The sequence below is a fragment of the Enterobacter sp. BIDMC 29 genome (assembly GCF_019378755.1).
In the GTDB taxonomy this organism is placed as follows: domain Bacteria; phylum Pseudomonadota; class Gammaproteobacteria; order Enterobacterales; family Enterobacteriaceae; genus Enterobacter; species Enterobacter ludwigii.
Map to the genome: position 1 here is coordinate 1,715,577 of NZ_CP080000.1, position 18,283 is coordinate 1,733,859.

General features: G+C 56.1%; 20 protein-coding genes and 1 other annotated feature. Of the genes, 14 read left to right on the top strand and 6 right to left on the bottom strand.

Going from position 1 to position 18,283, the window contains the following annotated elements; genetic code table 11:
- Positions 1-23: 23 nt before the first annotated feature.
- A complete protein-coding gene (gene sohB, locus JTA15_RS07630; RefSeq protein WP_020882437.1) occupies positions 24-1,070 on the bottom strand; it encodes a protease SohB in 1,047 nt (348 codons plus the stop codon).
- Positions 1,071-1,320: 250 nt separating this feature from the next.
- Between sohB and JTA15_RS07635 the strand changes: the two genes are divergently transcribed.
- Both JTA15_RS07635 and cobO read left to right on the top strand, forming a co-directional pair.
- Entirely contained in the window at positions 1,321-2,082 is a 762-nt protein-coding gene (locus tag JTA15_RS07635) for a YciK family oxidoreductase (RefSeq protein ID WP_020882436.1), read from the top strand.
- The gene (gene cobO, locus JTA15_RS07640) at positions 2,079-2,669 is read left to right on the top strand and encodes a cob(I)yrinic acid a,c-diamide adenosyltransferase (protein ID WP_151712347.1); all 591 of its coding nucleotides are present in this window, start codon (positions 2,079-2,081) and stop codon (positions 2,667-2,669) included. The genes JTA15_RS07635 and cobO overlap by 4 nt, the downstream gene beginning before the upstream one ends.
- Before the next feature lie 35 nt (positions 2,670-2,704).
- On the opposite strand, the gene rluB is transcribed toward cobO, so the two are convergent.
- From rluB to rnm, 3 genes are all read right to left on the bottom strand, one after another.
- Positions 2,705-3,580: a 23S rRNA pseudouridine(2605) synthase RluB gene (rluB, locus tag JTA15_RS07645; protein ID WP_008502809.1), complete on the bottom strand. Its 876-nt coding sequence runs from the start codon at positions 3,578-3,580 to the stop codon at positions 2,705-2,707.
- A gap of 96 nt (positions 3,581-3,676) precedes the next feature.
- Positions 3,677-4,297, bottom strand: coding sequence for an L-threonylcarbamoyladenylate synthase (locus tag JTA15_RS07650; protein ID WP_003856793.1), 621 nt, complete (start codon positions 4,295-4,297; stop codon positions 3,677-3,679).
- On the bottom strand, positions 4,294-5,187 hold the full coding sequence (rnm, locus tag JTA15_RS07655; protein WP_219373070.1) for an RNase AM: 894 nt from the start codon (positions 5,185-5,187) through the stop codon (positions 4,294-4,296). The genes JTA15_RS07650 and rnm overlap by 4 nt, the downstream gene beginning before the upstream one ends.
- 127 nt (positions 5,188-5,314) lie before the next feature.
- On the opposite strand from rnm, the gene trpL reads away from it, so the two are divergent.
- The 6 genes from trpL to trpA all read left to right on the top strand — a co-directional run bounded on the left by trpL (position 5,315) and on the right by trpA (position 11,988).
- Positions 5,315-5,359 (top strand): trp operon leader peptide, encoded by a 45-nt coding sequence (trpL, locus tag JTA15_RS21900; protein WP_106993556.1) that lies wholly within the window; start codon positions 5,315-5,317, stop codon positions 5,357-5,359.
- Positions 5,336-5,430, top strand: a sequence feature (Trp leader region). (Overlaps the previous gene by 24 nt.)
- A 25-nt stretch (positions 5,431-5,455) precedes the next feature.
- Positions 5,456-7,018, top strand: coding sequence for an anthranilate synthase component 1 (locus JTA15_RS07665; protein WP_025203978.1), 1,563 nt, complete (start codon positions 5,456-5,458; stop codon positions 7,016-7,018).
- Positions 7,018-8,613: a bifunctional anthranilate synthase glutamate amidotransferase component TrpG/anthranilate phosphoribosyltransferase TrpD gene (gene trpD / locus JTA15_RS07670; RefSeq protein ID WP_014170382.1), complete on the top strand. Its 1,596-nt coding sequence runs from the start codon at positions 7,018-7,020 to the stop codon at positions 8,611-8,613. The genes JTA15_RS07665 and trpD overlap by 1 nt, the downstream gene beginning before the upstream one ends.
- 3 nt (positions 8,614-8,616) lie before the next feature.
- Positions 8,617-9,975 (top strand): bifunctional indole-3-glycerol-phosphate synthase TrpC/phosphoribosylanthranilate isomerase TrpF, encoded by a 1,359-nt coding sequence (trpCF, locus tag JTA15_RS07675; RefSeq protein WP_219373071.1) that lies wholly within the window; start codon positions 8,617-8,619, stop codon positions 9,973-9,975.
- A 10-nt stretch (positions 9,976-9,985) separates the two neighbouring features.
- Positions 9,986-11,179, top strand: a complete 1,194-nt coding sequence (trpB, locus tag JTA15_RS07680) for a tryptophan synthase subunit beta (protein ID WP_219373072.1) — start codon at positions 9,986-9,988, stop codon at positions 11,177-11,179.
- Positions 11,179-11,988 carry a tryptophan synthase subunit alpha gene (gene trpA / locus JTA15_RS07685; protein ID WP_014170385.1) on the top strand — a complete coding sequence of 270 codons (810 nt, stop codon included), beginning with the start codon at positions 11,179-11,181 and terminating at the stop codon, positions 11,986-11,988. Before trpB ends, trpA begins: the two co-directional genes overlap by 1 nt.
- Before the next feature lie 43 nt (positions 11,989-12,031).
- Here the strand turns inward: trpA and JTA15_RS07690 are convergent, their stop codons facing one another.
- Positions 12,032-13,060, bottom strand: a complete 1,029-nt coding sequence (locus JTA15_RS07690) for an alcohol dehydrogenase catalytic domain-containing protein (RefSeq protein ID WP_219373073.1) — start codon at positions 13,058-13,060, stop codon at positions 12,032-12,034.
- Positions 13,061-13,085: 25 nt separating this feature from the next.
- A complete protein-coding gene (locus JTA15_RS07695) occupies positions 13,086-13,862 on the bottom strand; it encodes an SDR family NAD(P)-dependent oxidoreductase (RefSeq protein WP_219373074.1) in 777 nt (258 codons plus the stop codon).
- Between the two features lie 176 nt (positions 13,863-14,038).
- On the opposite strand from JTA15_RS07695, the gene JTA15_RS07700 reads away from it, so the two are divergent.
- The 6 genes from JTA15_RS07700 (at position 14,039) to JTA15_RS07725 (ending at position 18,191) form a co-directional block, all read left to right on the top strand.
- On the top strand, positions 14,039-14,953 hold the full coding sequence (locus tag JTA15_RS07700) for a LysR substrate-binding domain-containing protein (protein ID WP_014170388.1): 915 nt from the start codon (positions 14,039-14,041) through the stop codon (positions 14,951-14,953).
- A gap of 216 nt (positions 14,954-15,169) precedes the next feature.
- A complete protein-coding gene (locus tag JTA15_RS07705) occupies positions 15,170-15,451 on the top strand; it encodes a hypothetical protein (RefSeq protein WP_014170391.1) in 282 nt (93 codons plus the stop codon).
- Positions 15,452-15,489: 38 nt separating this feature from the next.
- Complete coding sequence (locus JTA15_RS07710) at positions 15,490-15,834, top strand: carboxymuconolactone decarboxylase family protein (protein WP_014170390.1); 345 nt, start codon at positions 15,490-15,492, stop codon at positions 15,832-15,834.
- 43 nt (positions 15,835-15,877) lie between these two features.
- A complete protein-coding gene (locus tag JTA15_RS07715; RefSeq protein WP_198922389.1) occupies positions 15,878-16,561 on the top strand; it encodes a cupin domain-containing protein in 684 nt (227 codons plus the stop codon).
- Positions 16,558-17,661, top strand: coding sequence for an FAD-dependent oxidoreductase (locus JTA15_RS07720; protein ID WP_113656292.1), 1,104 nt, complete (start codon positions 16,558-16,560; stop codon positions 17,659-17,661). Before JTA15_RS07715 ends, JTA15_RS07720 begins: the two co-directional genes overlap by 4 nt.
- A gap of 173 nt (positions 17,662-17,834) precedes the next feature.
- A complete protein-coding gene (locus tag JTA15_RS07725; RefSeq protein WP_020882425.1) occupies positions 17,835-18,191 on the top strand; it encodes a cyclophilin-like fold protein in 357 nt (118 codons plus the stop codon).
- Positions 18,192-18,283 lie beyond the last annotated feature (92 nt).

Here is an 18,283-nt window from a genome sequence, read left to right on the forward strand (position 1 = left end):
AGGCCTGAGCCTCGCGTTTTTGTTTACAGCAACGGTTTTTGTCCGCGCTGTAGCCAGCGGAGCAACAGCCGATCGGCACTTTCTGCCGCACTGTTGGTAAAGCGATCGAGCAGACGCTTGCGCTGCGTAAAGCGCACGCCCACCAGCTCACGGCCATCCATCAGGTTCAGCAGCAGGTCATCGCTGGTGCCCACTTCATCTACCAGTCCTTTCTCCTGGGCCTGGATCCCGTACCAGTGCTCCCCCGTCGCGACCTGCTCAATATCGAGCGATGGGCGCATGCGGTGCACAAAGTCTTTAAAGAGGTGGTGCGTTTCATTGAGATCTTCACGGAATTTCTGACGCCCCTCTTCCGTGTTTTCCCCCAGCAGCGTCAGAGTGCGTTTGTACTGCCCGGCCGTGTGCAGTTCAATGTCGATCTCTTTGTTTTTGAGGAAGCGGTTAAAGTTAGGGATTTGCGCAACCACACCGATTGAACCAATAATAGAAAACGGTGCCGCCACAATTTTATCCGCGACGCAGGCCATCATGTAGCCACCGCTCGCCGCGACTTTATCCACCGCAACGGTCAGCGGGATCTGTTTTTCACGCAGGCGCTGCAGCTGTGACGCAGCCAGTCCGTAACCGTGTACCACACCGCCCGGGCTTTCAAGACGCACCACCACCTGATCCTGCGGTTTTGCCACGGCAAGAACGGCAGTGACCTCTTCGCGCAAAGAAGAAACTTCATGCGCATCCATGCTGCCTTTAAAGTCGAGCACATAGACGCGTGGCTTTGCCTCATCCTGCGGTGCATTGAGCTTTGCTTTCGCTTTTGCCGCTTTGGCTTCCTGTTTATGCTTTTTCTTCTGCGCTTTAAGCCACTGCTTCTGTTGATGGCTATCGAGCAGCGACAGAGACATATCTTCCTGCATCTCTTTATACTGCTCACTCAGGCGGGTAATGCGTAACTCCCCACGCTGACGCTTACGCTGCGTCAGGTTTACAATCAGAACGGCAATCACCGCAATGGCAATCACCACCGTTGCGATTTTGGCCAAAAACAACCCATACTGAGAAAGTAATTCCACGCGTTCCACCTTGTTTAACCACGATTCTTTCACGGCAGTGTACAACAGCCCTGCCCATGCGTCTCGCTCGTGACATTACCTCTGCGAGCCTGCTTCAGGAATCCCCTCATGGGGGTTTAAATATTTGCAAATTGTTAATTTTACAGTAATGCCTCCTGTAGACTGATTGAATTCTCATGCTAATTCGGGCATAAAGCCGAAAAGTCATAAAGAAGGCGTCATTGCGTCACTGCGCGCCAGAGGAGTCCCCGTGCATTATCAACCGCAAAAAAATCTGCTGCAAAATCGCATCATTCTGGTCACCGGTGCCAGTGACGGAATTGGTCGCGAGGCGGCCCTGACCTACGCTGACTATGGCGCGAGCGTTATTCTTATTGGTCGTAATGAAGAGAAACTGAAAAGCGTCGCGCAGGAAATAGAGGCGGCAGGCGGCATTCCGGCCCCGTGGTATACCCTCGATTTACTCACCTGCACGCCAGCGGTGTGCCAGGAGCTTGCTCACCGTATTAGCGCCCACTATCCGCGGCTGGACGGTGTCCTGCACAATGCGGGTTTGCTGGGAGAAGTCCGTCCTATGGATGAACAGGATCCCGATATCTGGCAGCAGGTGATGCAGGTCAACGTCAACGGCACGTTTTTCCTGACGCAGGCATTGCTTCCTTTATTACTTAAATCCGAGTCCGGCTCGCTGGTCTTTACCTCCTCCAGCGTAGGCCGCGAAGGTCGAGCCAACTGGGGGGCATATGCCGTCTCGAAATTCGCGACTGAAGGGATGATGCAGGTGCTGGCGGAAGAGTATCAAAGCCGCCATCTGCGCGTAAATTGCATTAACCCGGGAGGAACGCGCACCAAAATGCGCGCCAGCGCCTTCCCGTCGGAAGACCCGCAGAAACTGAAAACACCCGCAGACATTATGCCGCTCTATCTCTGGCTGATGGGCGACGACAGCCGTCGTAAAACGGGGATGACCTTCGATGCCCAGCCGGGCCGTAAACCAGGGATTTCGCAATGAGTGAAGAACGCCATCAACAACGCCAGCAGCGTCTGAAGGAACAGGTCGATGCGCGCGTTGCGGCCGCACAGGACGAGCGCGGGATACTTATCGTCTTTACCGGTAACGGCAAAGGTAAAACTACCGCGGCATTTGGCACCGCCACGCGTGCTGTCGGTCACGGGCAGAAAGTGGGCGTCATTCAGTTCATCAAAGGCGAATGGCCCAACGGCGAACGTAATCTGCTTGAACCGCATGGCGTTGAATTTCAGGTGATGGCGACAGGTTTTACATGGGATACGCAGAACCGGGAAACCGATACTGCAGCTTGTCTTGCAGTCTGGGAGCACGCCAAAAGAATGCTGGCAGACCCCGCCCTGAATATGGTTCTGCTGGATGAGATAACCTATATGGTGGCCTACGACTATCTCCCGCTGGATGCGGTACTGGAGGCGTTACAACAACGCCCGGCGCACCAGACGGTTATCGTCACGGGGCGTGGCTGTCATCGGGAAATACTGGAGCTTGCTGATACCGTCAGCGAACTGCGTCCGGTCAAACACGCGTTTGACGCGGGAATCAAAGCGCAAATCGGTATTGATTACTAAGAAAAAAGCCCGGCGATCTTCACCGGGCTTTTATGTTAACCGTTGTTGTTACGGCTGCCAGAGCGGCGGTTGCTGCTCACCTGGCTATGGCGTTTCACCGCACGACGGATCTGATTCGCCTTCATACGACGACGATCTTTTTCCACCGCCACTTTAGAGGTGGTTTCTGGCGTCAGGCCGACCAGTTCACGCAGGTAGTTAGTCTGTGTCAGATCCAGCTCGGTATAACCACCCCGTGGCAGACCTTTTGGCAGCAGGATGTCGCCATAACGGACACGGATCAGACGGCTCACCTGCACACCTACCGCTTCCCAAAGACGACGCACTTCGCGGTTACGGCCTTCAGTCAGGGTAACGTTGTACCACTGGTTAATGCCTTCGCCACCGGTAAATTTGATGGTTTTAAATGCCGCAGGACCGTCTTCCAGCTGAACGCCGCGTGACAGATCGCGCAGTTTATTCTCATCAACCTGGCCGAAGACACGCACGGCGTATTCGCGTTCCACTTCACGGCTAGGGTGCATCAGACGGTTTGCCAGTTCACCATCAGTGGTAAACAGCAGCAGGCCGCAGGTATTCACGTCCAGACGCCCCACGGCAATCCAGCGAGCGCCGCGCAGTTTAGGCAGACGGTCAAACACCGTCGGGCGACCTTCAGGGTCGTTGCGCGTACACAGCTCGCCTTCTGGCTTGTAATACGCCAGCACGCGGCAAATCTGCTCAGCGGACTCTTTCACGGAAATAAGATGACCGTCGATGCGGATCTTCAATCCCGGTACGATTTCTACGCGGTCACCCAGCGTGGCGATTTTACCGTCCACACTCACGCGACCCGCTTCAATAATGGCTTCGATTTCACGGCGTGAACCGTGGCCGGCACGCGCCAGCACTTTCTGTAACTTCTCGCTCATTGAGCTTCCTCAGGTGTCGCCTTCACAGGCGTCGAATCAGGTCAAAAGAGGGCTCAGCCCTGCTTTGATGGCCGCGTAGTATATCTGCTTACACCCTTACAAGAAAGGCTTAACATCACCCACGCCTTCACGAATCACTTCTGGCGCATCTTCGGTTAAGTCAACTACGGTGGTTGGCTGCTGACCAAGGTAGCCGCCATGAATAATCAACTCGACCACCTTTTCCAGACGGTCTTTAATCTCTTCGGGATCGGATTCGGTGAACTCGCTGCCAGGCAACATTAAAGAGGTCGAAAGCATCGGCTCGCCGAGGGTTTCCAGCAGCGCCTGCGCAATCGGGTTGGACGGTACGCGCATCCCGATGGTTTTACGCTTTTCCTGTAACAGACGACGCGGCACTTCCTTGGTTCCTTTAAGAATAAAGGTGTAGTTACCCGGCGTGTTATTTTTGATCAGACGAAACGCCACGTTATCGACATACGCGTAGGTCGACAGTTCAGAAAGATCGCGGCACATCAGGGTAAAGTTATGGCCGTCCGGCAGCTGACGAATGCGGCAAATGCGCTCCATCGCCCCTTTGTCTTCAATTTTACAGCCCAGCGCGTAGCCAGAATCGGTCGGGTAGACAATCACGCCGCCTTTGCGAACGATCTCCACGGCCTGATTAATTAAGCGTGGCTGCGGGTTATCCGGATGAATATAGAAAAACTGACTCATACTTCCCTCTCTTCAATTTTCTGCGGCTTTTCCCAGAGCTGCCAGACGGGCTCAACGCCTGCGGGCAACCAGAGCTTGCGTCCCAGCTCGATCCACGCACAGGGCTGATGGAAATCCGACCCTTGCGAACCCAGCAGACCGAACTGACGCGCGTAGGTTGCGAGCTGCGCACGCTCATTGGGCGCCTGCTGACACTGGGCGACTTCCATCGCCTCACCGCCACATTCGGCAAAGTGTGCCAGCAGTCTTTTCAGCCACTTAGCAGAAAGATTATACCGCCCCGGATGGGCGAGCACGGCCTTACCGCCAGAATGATGAATGACATCAATAGCTTGTTCTATTGTACACCACTGTGGCGGAACGTAACCGGTTTTCCCGCGTGCCAGATATTTTTTAAACACGTCCGCCATCGTCGTGGCTTTGCCCGCCTCAACCAGAAAACGGGCAAAATGGCCGCGCGTCACCGCCCCACCGTTTGCCAGTTTCTGTGCACCTTCCAGCGCTCCGGGAATATGCGCTTTTTCCAGTCGCTCACCAATCATTTCGGCGCGTTCGTTGCGGCGCGATTTTTGTTCTTGCAAAAACGAACGCATTGCCGGATGTTCAATATCGATATTGAGGCCAACAATGTGAATTTCGTGATTTTCCCAGACTGTCGAAATTTCGACGCCGGGCACCAGATTCAGCGCCAGTCCGCTGCGGGCAATTTCGGCGCGCGCCGCGGGAATAGCATCTGTCGTATCGTGATCGGTTATCGCCAGCGTGCCGACACGCATTTCAACGGCGCGATGAACCAGGGTTTCGGGTGTCAGCAGGCCATCAGAGGCCTGAGTATGGCTGTGTAAATCATAAATTACGGCGTAGGTGGTATCGCTCAAAGCACTTCCCATAGCAGGTTAAAGACATCCGAAACCCCTATGATAACGGCTTGGCGCGAAATTCTGAAATCAAGGGTTGACAACTTGCCATCGAACTAGTTAACTAGTACGCAAGTTCACACGAGAAAGGTATCTGAAAATGACAGCACATTTCACTCTGCACGGTTGGTGGCGCACATCCTGATTATCGGGCAGTGTCACACGTCTGCAAAATGCAAACAGATACCCAGCCCGCGACTAAGCGGGCTTTTTTTTGAACAGAATAAATGAGAACAACATAATGCAAACAGCCAAACCACACCTCGAATTGCTGACCTGCGAGGCGGTCTATCGCCACAACCCAACCGCGCTGTTTCATCAGGTCTGCGGTGCGCGTCCGGCGACGTTGCTGCTGGAATCCGCAGATATTGACAGTAAAGACGATCTTAAGAGCCTGCTGCTGGTCGACAGCGCATTGCGCATTACCGCGCTGGGTGACACTGTCACGATTAAGGCGCTCTCTGAGAACGGTGCCGCGCTGCTGCCACTGCTGGACGCCTCCCTCCCAGCGGGCATCGAGAATGAACGTCACCCGGAAGTGCGGGTACTGCATTTCCCGCCGGTCAGCCAACTGCTGGACGAAGATGCACGCCTCTGTTCTTTGTCAGTCTTCGATGCCTTCCGCCTGCTGCAAAACCTGGTCTCGGTACCAGAAGATGAACGCGAAGCGATGTTCTTTGGCGGGCTGTTTGCTTACGATCTGGTCGCCGGTTTCGAAGACCTGCCGGAAACCGAACAGGGCAACCGCTGCCCTGACTACTGCTTCTACCTGGCCGAAACCCTGCTGGTGATCGACCATCAGAAAAAATACACCCGTATTCAGGCGAGCCTGTTCACCCCATCCGTGACCGAGAAAACACGTCTTGAGCAGCGCATTGCTCAGCTGCAACAGCAAATGACCGAAGCGCCACCCGCACTGCCGGTTCAGCATGTAGAGAAGATGACCTGTGAGGTTAACCAGACCGACGATCAGTACGGTGCCGTGGTGCGTCAGATGCAAAAGGCGATTCGCGCCGGGGAAATTTTCCAGGTCGTCCCGTCCCGTCGTTTCTCACTGCCCTGCCCGTCGCCGCTGGCGGCCTATGACGTGCTCAAAAAGAGCAACCCAAGCCCGTATATGTTCTTTATGCAGGACAACGAGTTCACCCTGTTTGGTGCGTCACCGGAAAGCTCCCTGAAATACGACGCCACCAGCCGCCAGATCGAGATCTACCCGATTGCCGGTACACGTCCGCGCGGGCGTCGCGCCGATGGCTCTCTGGATCGCGATCTCGACAGCCGTATCGAACTGGAAATGCGCACCGACCACAAAGAGCTCTCCGAGCACCTGATGCTGGTTGACCTGGCGCGTAACGATCTGGCCCGTATTTGTACTCCCGGCAGCCGCTATGTGGCTGACTTAACGAAAGTCGACCGTTACTCCTTCGTGATGCACCTGGTCTCCCGCGTGGTGGGTGAACTGCGCAACGACCTCGACGTGCTGCACGCCTATCGCGCCTGCATGAACATGGGCACCCTGAGCGGTGCGCCGAAAGTCCGTGCGATGCAGCTTATCGCCGCCGCCGAAGGGCGTCGTCGCGGCAGCTATGGCGGTGCGGTGGGTTATTTCACCGCGCACGGTGACCTTGATACCTGCATCGTTATCCGCTCTGCCTATGTTGAAGACGGCATCGCCACCGTCCAGGCGGGCGCCGGGGTGGTTCTTGATTCTGTTCCGCAGTCTGAAGCTGACGAAACGCGCAATAAAGCTCGCGCGGTATTGCGTGCCATCGCTACCGCACACCATGCACAGGAGATTTTCTGATGGCTGACATTCTGCTGCTCGATAATATCGACTCCTTTACCTATAACCTGGCAGATCAGCTACGTGCGAATGGTCACAACGTCGTTATCTATCGTAACCACGTGCCGGCGCAAACCCTGATTGAGCGTCTGGCAACCATGCAAAACCCGGTGCTGATGCTCTCTCCTGGCCCCGGCGCCCCCAGTGAGGCGGGCTGTATGCCTGAACTGCTGACCCGTATGCGCGGCAAGTTGCCTATTATCGGCATCTGCCTGGGGCATCAGGCGATTGTTGAAGCCTATGGCGGATACGTCGGTCAGGCGGGTGAAATCCTGCACGGTAAAGCCTCCAGCATTGAACATGACGGTCAGGCGATGTTTGCCGGGCTGCCGAATCCGCTGCCGGTGGCGCGCTACCACTCGCTGGTCGGCAGCAACATCCCGGCTGGCCTGACCATTAACGCCTCGTTCGAAGGCATGGTGATGGCCGTACGTCACGATACCGATCGTGTCTGTGGAATGCAGTTCCATCCGGAGTCAATCCTCACCTCTCACGGCGCGCGTCTGCTGGAACAGACCCTGGACTGGGCGCTGCAGAAACTGGAACAGACCAACACCCTGCAACCTGTTCTGGAAAAATTGTATCAGGCACAGACTCTGAGCCAGCAGGAGAGCCACCAGCTCTTCTCCGCCGTGGTTCGCGGTGAACTGAAGCCTGAACAACTGGCGGCCGCGCTGGTGAGCATGAAAGTTCGCGGTGAAAGCCCGCAGGAAATTGCCGGTGCGGCAACGGCGCTACTGGAAAATGCCGCCCCGTTCCCGCGCCCGGACTACATGTTTGCGGATATCGTCGGTACCGGTGGTGACGGCAGCAACAGCATCAATATCTCCACCGCCAGCGCCTTCGTGGCGGCTGCCTGTGGTTTGAAAGTGGCGAAGCACGGTAACCGCAGCGTCTCAAGCCGGTCGGGATCGTCGGACCTGCTGGCCGCATTCGGCATCAATCTCGAGATGAACGCCGAACGTTCGCGTGAAGCCCTGGACGACCTGGGCGTCTGCTTCCTGTTTGCGCCGAAATATCACACCGGTTTCCGCCATGCGATGCCGGTTCGCCAGCAGCTTAAAACCCGCACGCTGTTTAACGTGCTCGGCCCGCTGATCAACCCGGCCCATCCACCGCTGGCGCTGATTGGCGTCTACAGCCCGGAGCTGGTTCTGCCGATTGCAGAGACCCTGCGCGTGCTGGGTTATCAACGTGCCGCGGTGGTTCACAGTGGGGGAATGGATGAAGTGTCGCTGCATGCGCCAACGCTGGTGGCCGAACTTCGCGACGGTGAAATCCTGAGCTATCAGCTGGAGGCGAGCGACTTTGGTTTAACGCCTTACCATCAGGAAGCGCTGGCGGGCGGCACGCCTGAAGAAAACCGTGACATTCTGACGCGCTTATTACAAGGTAAAGGTGAGGTCGCCCACGAGGCCGCCGTGGCTGCCAACGTCGCGATGCTGATGCGTTTGCACGGCGAGGAAGATCTCAAAGCCAACGCACAAAAAGTTCTGAACGTACTGCGCTCAGGTGCAGCTTACGATCGCGTTACCGCACTTGCGGCAAGAGGGTAAAGAATGCAGACCGTTTTAGCGAAAATCGTTGCCGATAAGGCCATCTGGGTGGAAGCACGTAAAGCACAGCAGCCGCTGGCCAGCTTCCAGAATGACGTTGTCCCGAGCAGCCGTCGTTTCTATGATGCTCTGCAGGGCGCACGCACCGCGTTTATTCTTGAGTGCAAAAAAGCGTCCCCGTCGAAAGGCGTTATCCGTGACGATTTCGATCCGGCGCGAATTGCCGGTATCTACAAACATCATGCGTCAGCCATCTCCGTGCTGACGGATGAGAAGTATTTCCAGGGCAGCTTCGATTTCCTGCCCGTTGTCAGCGGGATCGCGCCACAACCGATCCTGTGCAAAGACTTTATTATCGACCCGTATCAGATCTGGCTGGCACGCTTTTACCAGGCCGATGCCTGCCTGCTGATGCTCTCAGTGCTGGATGACGAACAGTATCGCCAGCTCGCTGCGGTCGCGCACAGTCTGAACATGGGCGTGCTGACCGAAGTGAGCAACGAAGAGGAGCTGGAACGCGCCATTGCGCTGAAAGCCAAAGTGGTCGGCATCAACAACCGCGATCTGCGTGACCTGTCGATTGACCTGAACCGCACGCGCCAGCTGGCGCCGCGTCTGGGCTCTGGCGTCACCGTGATCAGTGAATCCGGTATTAACAGCTACGCTCAGGTCCGCGAGCTGAGCCATTTCGCCAACGGTTTCCTGATTGGTTCTGCAATGATGGAACATGACGATCTCAATGCCGCGGTGCGCCGCGTACTGTTGGGTGAAAACAAAGTGTGCGGCTTAACCCGTGAAGAGGATGCCCTGGCTGCGTATGAAGCCGGTGCGATTTACGGCGGGCTGATTTTTGTCGCCTCCTCCCCGCGCGTGGTGACCGAAGCGCAGGCGCGTCAGGTGATGACGGCAGCGCCACTCAGCTATGTAGGGGTCTTTCGCAACGCGGAAATCGCCGACGTGGTAGCAAAAGCCGAAGCGTTATCTCTGCATGCGGTACAGCTTCATGGCAACGAAGATCAGGCCTATATCGATGCCCTGCGCAGCGCGCTGGCACCTCAGGTGCAAATCTGGAAAGCGCAGAGCGTGGGCGACAGGTTGCCTGAGCGTAACCTGAATCATGTTGATAAATACGTACTCGATAATGGCCAGGGCGGCACGGGAGAGCGTTTTGACTGGTCCCTGTTGCACGGCGAAGTGCTGGACAATGTTTTGCTGGCGGGTGGACTTAGCCCGGATAACTGCGTGGAAGCCGCCAAAGCGGGCTGCGCGGGCCTCGATTTCAATTCAGGCGTAGAGTCGCAACCGGGCATCAAAGATGCCAGTAAGCTGGCCTCGGTTTTTAAAACTCTGCGTGCATATTAAGGAAGAGAAGATGACGACATTACTAAACCCCTATTTTGGTGAGTTCGGCGGGATGTACGTCCCGCAAATCCTGATGCCCGCCCTGCGCCAGCTGGAAGAAGCGTTCGTGAGCGCGCAGAAAGATCCGGCGTTTCAGGCTGAGTTTACCGACCTGCTGAAAAACTACGCTGGCCGTCCAACGGCCCTGACGAAATGCCGTAACCTGACCGAAGGCACCAAAACCACGCTGTATCTTAAGCGTGAAGATTTGCTGCACGGCGGCGCGCATAAAACCAACCAGGTGTTGGGTCAGGCGCTGCTTGCAAAACGGATGGGTAAAACCGAAATCATCGCTGAAACTGGCGCAGGCCAGCACGGGGTGGCATCAGCCCTTGCCAGCGCCCTTCTCGGTCTGAAATGCCGCATTTACATGGGCGCAAAAGACGTGGAGCGCCAGTCGCCTAACGTATTCCGTATGCGTCTGATGGGCGCAGAAGTGATCCCGGTGCACAGTGGCTCCGCGACGCTGAAGGATGCGTGTAACGAAGCGCTGCGCGACTGGTCTGGCAGCTATGAAACCGCACACTATATGCTCGGCACCGCTGCCGGCCCGCACCCGTTCCCGACTATYGTGCGTGAWTTYCAGCGCATGATYGGYGARGAGACMAAAGCRCAGATYCTGGAAAAAGARGGWCGCCTGCCGGATGCAGTGATCGCCTGCGTKGGYGGWGGMTCTAACGCTATCGGCATGTTCGCTGATTTCATCGACGAAACCAGCGTCGGGCTGATTGGCGTYGAACCKGCAGGYCACGGRATTGAAACCGGYGAGCACGGYGCMCCGYTGAAACAYGGTCGCGTGGGGATCTACTTYGGYATGAAAKCRCCRATGATGCAGACCGATGACGGCCAGATTGAAGAGTCATACTCTATCTCAGCAGGCCTGGATTTCCCTTCCGTTGGGCCTCAGCACGCCTTCCTGAACAGCACTGGTCGTGCGGACTACGTTTCCATTACCGATGACGAAGCCCTGGAGGCGTTTAAAACGCTCTGTCGCCACGAAGGGATCATTCCTGCCCTGGAGTCCTCTCACGCCCTGGCGCATGCGCTGAAAATGATGAAAGAGAACCCGGAWAAAGAGCAAYTGCTGGTGGTYAACCTTTCCGGKCGCGGYGAYAAAGACATYTTCACCGTWCACGATATTYTGAAAGCACGAGGRGAAATCTGATGGAACGCTACGATAACGCATTTGCAGCACTGAAATCTCGCCAGGAAGGCGCGTTCGTTCCCTTCGTGACGCTGGGTGATCCGGGTCCTGAGCAGTCGCTGAAAATTATCGACACCCTGATTGAAGCCGGTGCCGACGCGCTGGAGCTGGGTATTCCGTTTTCCGATCCTCTGGCCGATGGCCCGACTATCCAGAACGCAACGCTGCGGGCATTCGCGGCCGGTGTCACCCCGGGGCAATGTTTCGAGATGCTGGCCGCTATCCGCCAGAAGCACCCGACCATTCCGATTGGCCTGTTGATGTATGCCAACCTGGTCTTCAGTCGCGGTATTGATACCTTTTATGCAGAATGCGCGCGCGTGGGCGTTGACTCGGTGCTGGTGGCAGACGTACCGGTTGAAGAATCTGCGCCGTTCCGCCAGGCGGCGATGCGCCATAACGTGGCACCTATCTTCATCTGCCCGCCAAACGCCGATGATGAACTGCTGCGCCAGATTGCCTCTTATGGTCGCGGGTATACCTACCTGCTCTCCCGGGCGGGTGTAACCGGCGCGGAGAACAAAGCGGCGCTGCCTCTGCATCATCTGGTCGAGAAGCTGGCTGAATACCACGCGGCCCCTCCGCTGCAGGGCTTTGGGATTTCATCTCCCGATCAGGTCACGGCGGCAATTGACGCTAACGCAGCCGGTGCAATCTCAGGCTCCGCTATCGTTAAAATCATTGAGAAGAACGTGGACAAGCCAGAGCAAATGCTGGCTGAGCTGAAAACGTTTGTGAGTGCAATGAAAGCGGCAACGCGTAAAGCGTAACCTCTCCACCGTCTGGCTCCCCGCCAGACGGTGTTTCTGCCGATCAGTTATCCGGGTTCATCGTAAGCACTATCCGGTAGCGCGCCTTTCCCTGCCGTAACCTGTCGAGCGCCTCATTTGCCTGTTCAAAGGGCATCAGCTCTGTGACTGGCAGCGTCTGAAAGAGGTGGCTGAAACGCAGTGCGCATTCGGTTTGCGACGGGGTGCTGACAAATGAACCTGTCAGGGTGCGTTCCGCGCCAATCATCATACCCGGCATGACCTGCAACGGTGTGCGTCCGGCACCCAACAGGATCGCTTTTCCTCTGGGGGCCAGGGCTGGCAATAACGCTGCAACCGCGTCTGCATCCGGGGCAGTGGCCACAATAATCTCGACACCGCCTTCCGCTCTCAGCCGTTCCGCCGCGTTTTCCGTCTGCGCATCGATATAGTGATGAGCGCCCAGCTGTAAAGCGTCATGCGCCTTTTCACTGCCGCGCGCAATCACGATAACCTCAAACCCCATCCTACGGGCGTACTGAATCGCCATATGGCCTAAGCCACCAATACCGAGAATAACCACCCTGTCTCCCGCGCTGGCACCGGATTGACGCAACGCGTTAAAGGTTGCCGTACCGGCGCACAAGATCGGGGCCGCGTGAACGGAAGTGAGCGCTGAAGGAATGGCAATCAGCGCGGTATGTCGGATAACAACATACTCGGCGTAACCTCCGTCACAGCTCAGCCCCGGCGTTAGCTGATTTTCACACAGGTGAAAAAGCCCGTTACGGCAAGGCGGGCAATGCTGGCAATATCCCCCAAGACGCCCGACGCCCACGCGCTGACCGGTGTGCCAGATCCCGGGAACTGCATCTCCTTTCCGGGTAATGTGGCCCACAATTTCATGGCCCGGAATGCGACCGGGCTGCCCCGCTTCCGGTACCTTCTCCGCGTCCTGAAGATCGGCACCACAAACCCCGCATACCTCAATTTTGATCAGTACGTCCTCGGGTCCCGGCTCGGGCAACGGTCTGACGACCATTTCAAGCACGCCCGGCGAGGAAACCTGCATAGCACGAAAAGTTTTATTCACGGTATCACCTGTGATGAGCGGTGTATTATGCGTTACGGCCAGCCATGACACCGCCGTCAATGTCCCAGATCGCGCCGGTGACCCAGCCTGTCTTGTCAGAAAGCAGGAAGGCTACCGTTTCAGCCACATCGCCCGGCGTACCCACGCGGCCAATCGGATGGAAGCTGTCGAAGCTGTTCATCACCTCTTTTACATCGTCTTTCGGGATGAAGCCTTCATAAATTGGCGTGTGAACAACGGCCGGAGACACGGCATTGACGCGAATGCCTTTCCCGCCCAGCTCAATAGCCAGGTTTTTGGTCCACGCATGCAGGCCGGCTTTCGCCATGGAATATGCGGAAGACGGCGTGGCCCCGATGGCCTGCTGTGCCCACATAGAGCCGATATTGACGATGGAGCCTTTAATACCGGCATCAATCATATTGCGCACCACATCACGGGTGATGAAGAAGGTCGCGCGGTTGATGCTCATGTACATGTCGTAATCTGACGCTTCATGTTCAGTAAATGGTTTCGGGAAGAACACGCCAGCGGCATTGACCAGCAGGCTGATGTCTTTGTGTTCAGCATTGATGGTATTCATCACGTGCTGCATACCCTCTTCTTTCATCAGGTCAGCCACGATGATGGATACCGGTCCGTCGACCGCCAGCGCCTGACGAGCCTGCTCCGCTTTGTCCTTGCGGTTCCCCACCAGCACCACGCTGCCACCGTGTTTCAGAACCCGCTTCGCCGTTTCGAAGCCCATACCGCTTGTACCACCGACCACTAACAGCTTTTTACCGGCAAAAGATGCGTTCATTGCTAACCTCTTTTAAAACATTTGGTTGTCATTGATGAAAAGCCTCGCTCCTCATCGTGTGCATCCAGAATGCCACCCTGCACCAGGGTTGACGACTGAGAAGAAATTGCGACACAGGAAAGAAAATCTTCTTCGCTCAGGTATACTGAAAGAAAGAATAAATCGGAGTACCTGCAATGCGTTCCCTGAACAGACTTAAATGGCTACATGCTTTTGAAGCGACCGCCCGTCACGGTAGCTTTACCGGTGCGGCACAAGAGCTTGGCGTGACGCCTGCCGCAGTGGGCCAGCTTGTTCGTTCGCTCGAAGACTGGGTTGGCCACCCGCTGCTTCGCCGTACGCGGTCGGGTAAGGAGCGCCTGACGCTGGTGGATGAGGCTCAGGATGCGCTGCAGGACATTACGCAGGGCCTGGACAAGCTGGAAAGCGGGTTAAACAAACTGCGCGGACGTCGCGCACGTTCTGTCGTGGTCGTCACCGCCTCTCAGGTACTGATGATGAACTGGCTGATGGAGCGTCTTAACCGGTTCTCAGAAACGCATGACACAATCGATCTGCGGCTTAACGTCACGGAAAAGCTGATGGACGTATCGCACGGCGAGGCGGATATCGGCATTCGCTGCGGACAGGGAGACTGGCCCGGCGTGAATAAAACCTGGCTGATGGATGAAGAGGCGGTGCTGGTCTGTAGCCCCCGCCTGGTGCCTCCGGAGAAAATTGCCTGTGGTGACTGGCTCGCCACGCAGAAGCTGATCCACGATGACACGCCGCACCCGGGCGCGAATTTTCCCTCATGGGATGACGTTCTCCGTACCGTCAATGCCCCTGGCGCGCTGGAAAGCAGGCTGCATATTAACTCCACCTCCGCCGTGATTCTCTCGGCCCTGAGCGGCCGGGGGGTGGCGATTGTGCGTCACGCGCTGGTGAAACAGCTGATTGAAACCGGGCAACTGGTTCAATTGCACCCAGACCATCGCTGGCCGTTAACATGGTCTTACTACCTGGTGACCCCGCAGCACACCGCCATGCGTGAAGAAGTAAAAATATTTCACGACTGGCTTCTGCATGACGTGGTCTCTGACAATCCTTAACTCCCCCTTTTTTAAGCATCATGCAGCAAGGGTCATCGCGTACCGGCATGATGCTTCTCTCTTAAGACGCCCGACATAGTTTTTCTTTTCTGCAACGCAAGATTAACTGATTTGTTGAAGATAACCGGCTTTCTCATAATCGCCCTCAACGAACGGTAAAGCAGACCGGTACCTTATCCGGCCGCCTTGCCTTAACCCTGAGCGAAGGAGAGAACGATGGCTTATCTGCAAATCAGCCTTGATATCAGTAATGAAAACCGTGCGGCAGCCGCCGGGGTCTACCAGCAATACAAAACCCCGTTCCTGACCACCATCGACGGTGCCACCTCTAAAGAACTGCTTGTTCGTGACGAGGACGTACAGGTCCTGCACGGATTTAAAACCGTGTCCCAGGCACAGGCGTATCTCAGCAGTCCGCTTTTCACCCAGGATGTCGTTGAAGCACTGAAACCGTATCTGAACAGCGCGCCTGAAATCCGCATTTACGACGTCCTGTAACGGGCATTTTCTGAAACCTACACGTACCGGAGCTATGAATGTTTTTAAACTGGAATGAATATCGCACCAGCCTGCTGGCCACCGTCGGGAAATTTGCCAGACTGCAGCCTGAATTTATGAAAGGCTTACAGCAGATGGATAAAGGGGCTTCTGAAAATCAGCACCTTGATCCCAAGACCCACGAACTGATTGCGCTGGCTGTTGCCGTTACCACTCGCTGTGATGGTTGCCTGGCGGTACATGTGGAAGCTGCGGTTAAGAAAGGCGCAACGCGTGAAGAGATAGCTGAAGCGCTTTCCGTTGCCATCAGTCTGAACGCCGGTGCTGCGTTAACCTACACCGCCCGGGCTCTGGATGTTTTTGACAACCTGCCAACAAAATAAACCTGTATACGGCACCGCCTGCGGTGCCGTTTAATGACTGACTATGATGTTACTGAATTCTGATTTTTCACAGCGAGCCATCATTACTCCTGATGACTACCGCTGGGTGCCTTCCCCGCAACCTGGTGTGGAGCGCGTCATGCTTGATCGCATTGGCCGCGAGCAGGCCCGCGCAACCAGCCTTGTCAGGTATGCCCCTGATTCTGTGTTTCCTGAGCACACCCACCCCGGCGGAGAAGAGATTCTGGTGCTGAGCGGTACCTTTACGGAAAACGGAACCGATTATCCGGCTGGCTGGTATCTGCGCAGCCCGGACGGCTCGTCGCATCGACCGTCCAGTCGTGACGGCACCACCCTGTTCGTTAAGCTGCGCCAGTTCGCCGCCGAAGAACAGGAACCGGTCAGGATCAATACCAACGAGGCGAGTCGCTGGCACGGCCAGCCGCACAGACTCCTTTGTCCCCTGTTCGCAAGCGTAGCGGAAACCACCCAGCTTCAGCGGATCGCACCGGGTGAACGACTCTTCTGCGCTCCGCTCGCCGGAGGAGCCGAGCTCCTGCTTCTCGAAGGGGAAATCAGCGCACCGGAAGGTCGTTACCTGAAAGGAAGCTGGCTCAGATTTCCTGAAGGCGATTTGCCGGCGCTGACGGCCGCCGCCTCTGGGGCACTTTTTTATCTTAAAACGGGACATCTCAGCCCGACCACACTGACCGGAGCGATACCATGAAAGGCAGCGTTATTATCATTGGTGCGGGTGTCAGCGGCCTGTATGCGGGCACACTGCTTGAAAAAGCGGGAGTGGATTACGTGATACTGGAAGCGAGGAAAAGAACCGGCGGTCGCGTACTTTCAGGTCAGGCGTTAGCAAACACGCCTGATGGGGTTCATGTGGACATGGGCGCGACCTGGTTCTGGCCGGAAATTCAGCCTGACTTCGCACACCTGGTTCATCAACTTGGATTAACGCCTCTCCCTCAGGGGCGACCGGGGGATATGCTTTATGAACGCCAGACGACGTCCCCCGCGCAACGTTATCCTGCCTATGTGACATCACCGGAGTCGTTCAGGCTTCAGGGTGGAATGCAGACGCTGACGAGCGCATTAACACGCCAGATCCCGGCGCAGAAGATTAAGTCAGACCATCAGGTGGTTTCTATTTCCCGTCTCGGCGAGGGTGTGCAGGTCGCGACGCAATCCGAAACGGGCGAAGGCTCACTTTTCTCCGGTGAACACGTTTTCCTCGCCCTGCCTCCCGCGCTGGCAGCAAAAATGACGTTCGAGCCGGCATTGCCGGAGCAGGTACTTTCACACTGGCGTAAAACGCCAACCTGGATGGCGCCTCACGCAAAATATGTCGCCCTGTACCATGCCGACTTTTTGCAGTCACAGCATCTCTCCGGCGACGTAAGCAGCCGTGTGGGTCCGATGGTTGAAATTCACGATGTGTCAGAGCCCGATACCGGCAAAACGGCTATCTTTGGTTTTATTGGCGTACCGGCAAAATCGCGATGGACGGTGAGCGAGGCCGAACTCAAGCGACTGTGCCGGGAGCAACTGGTGCGACTCTTCGGAGAAGACGCGGCAGAGCCTGAAGCCGAGTGGATAAAAGACTGGGCCGCCGATCCGTTTACGACGACAGAATTTGACCTGCAGCAGGACGTCGGGCACGCACAGCCGCAACAGATTCCGGCGCAGGAAGAATGGGCTGATAAATTAACCGGGATTGCCAGCGAATGGTCACCGCAATTTTCGGGTTATCTGGCCGGCGCAATTGACGCTGCTGCTGAAGGCGTTGGGCACTGGTTACGCCACGTTGCCAGACCCTGAGGCCTGTATCTGCCGATAACAAACATTTTGCTTCCCGGACCGGATTAATGAAATTTATTCATTTTTCTATTCTGATAACGCCTATTAACACGCGGTTTATTTCTGTTAAGAATAGTTGCCAATGACTGCAGACGAATGCCGGCTGGCGCAACGAACTCATACAGGAAAACCCGATGAAGATAAAAATTATACTGAACGACAAGACGCTAACCGCAACGTTGAATAGCAGCCAAACCAGTCGTGACTTTATCGCACTGTTGCCCCTTACGCTGCAGCTGAAAGATTATGCCGGGGAAGAGAAAATCGGCGATCTTCCTCGCCGCCTGTCCACGGCCGGCGCACCCGCGGGTACCGCGGCCGCTAAGGGTGATATCACGCTATATGCCCCATGGGGAAATCTGGCGATTTTCTATAAAGCACACGGATATGCGTCGGGATTAATTACGCTGGGGCAATTAGACGAACCGGATGCCTTGCCCGTATCACCTGCTGAATATACTGCCCGATTTGAGCTACTGACGGATAAGTAGCCGCCCGAATATGTATTTCCGGCACAGCCGGCGAATCTCATCACAACACATTTATCCCCTTCTCTTTTCCCGGTACCGGGTTTGCCGTTTCA

Excerpts from the sequence above, each read along its gene's own strand:
- cobO (WP_151712347.1), top strand. The coding sequence starts at position 2,079 with ATGAGTGAAGAACGCCATCAACAACGCCAGCAGCGTCTGAAGGAACAG.
- trpCF (WP_219373071.1), top strand. The coding sequence starts at position 8,617 with ATGCAGACCGTTTTAGCGAAAATCGTTGCCGATAAGGCCATCTGGGTG.
- JTA15_RS07725 (WP_020882425.1), top strand. The coding sequence starts at position 17,835 with ATGAAGATAAAAATTATACTGAACGACAAGACGCTAACCGCAACGTTG.
- JTA15_RS07665 (WP_025203978.1), top strand. The coding sequence starts at position 5,456 with ATGCAAACAGCCAAACCACACCTCGAATTGCTGACCTGCGAGGCGGTC.
- JTA15_RS07705 (WP_014170391.1), top strand. The coding sequence starts at position 15,170 with ATGGCTTATCTGCAAATCAGCCTTGATATCAGTAATGAAAACCGTGCG.
- JTA15_RS07710 (WP_014170390.1), top strand. The coding sequence starts at position 15,490 with ATGTTTTTAAACTGGAATGAATATCGCACCAGCCTGCTGGCCACCGTC.
- trpD (WP_014170382.1), top strand. The coding sequence starts at position 7,018 with ATGGCTGACATTCTGCTGCTCGATAATATCGACTCCTTTACCTATAAC.
- JTA15_RS07720 (WP_113656292.1), top strand. The coding sequence starts at position 16,558 with ATGAAAGGCAGCGTTATTATCATTGGTGCGGGTGTCAGCGGCCTGTAT.
- JTA15_RS07700 (WP_014170388.1), top strand. The coding sequence starts at position 14,039 with ATGCGTTCCCTGAACAGACTTAAATGGCTACATGCTTTTGAAGCGACC.
- JTA15_RS07715 (WP_198922389.1), top strand. The coding sequence starts at position 15,878 with ATGATGTTACTGAATTCTGATTTTTCACAGCGAGCCATCATTACTCCT.
- trpA (WP_014170385.1), top strand. The coding sequence starts at position 11,179 with ATGGAACGCTACGATAACGCATTTGCAGCACTGAAATCTCGCCAGGAA.
- JTA15_RS07650 (WP_003856793.1), bottom strand. The coding sequence starts at position 4,297 with ATGAGTCAGTTTTTCTATATTCATCCGGATAACCCGCAGCCACGCTTA.
- JTA15_RS07695 (WP_219373074.1), bottom strand. The coding sequence starts at position 13,862 with ATGAACGCATCTTTTGCCGGTAAAAAGCTGTTAGTGGTCGGTGGTACA.
- rnm (WP_219373070.1), bottom strand. The coding sequence starts at position 5,187 with ATGGGAAGTGCTTTGAGCGATACCACCTACGCCGTAATTTATGATTTA.
- rluB (WP_008502809.1), bottom strand. The coding sequence starts at position 3,580 with ATGAGCGAGAAGTTACAGAAAGTGCTGGCGCGTGCCGGCCACGGTTCA.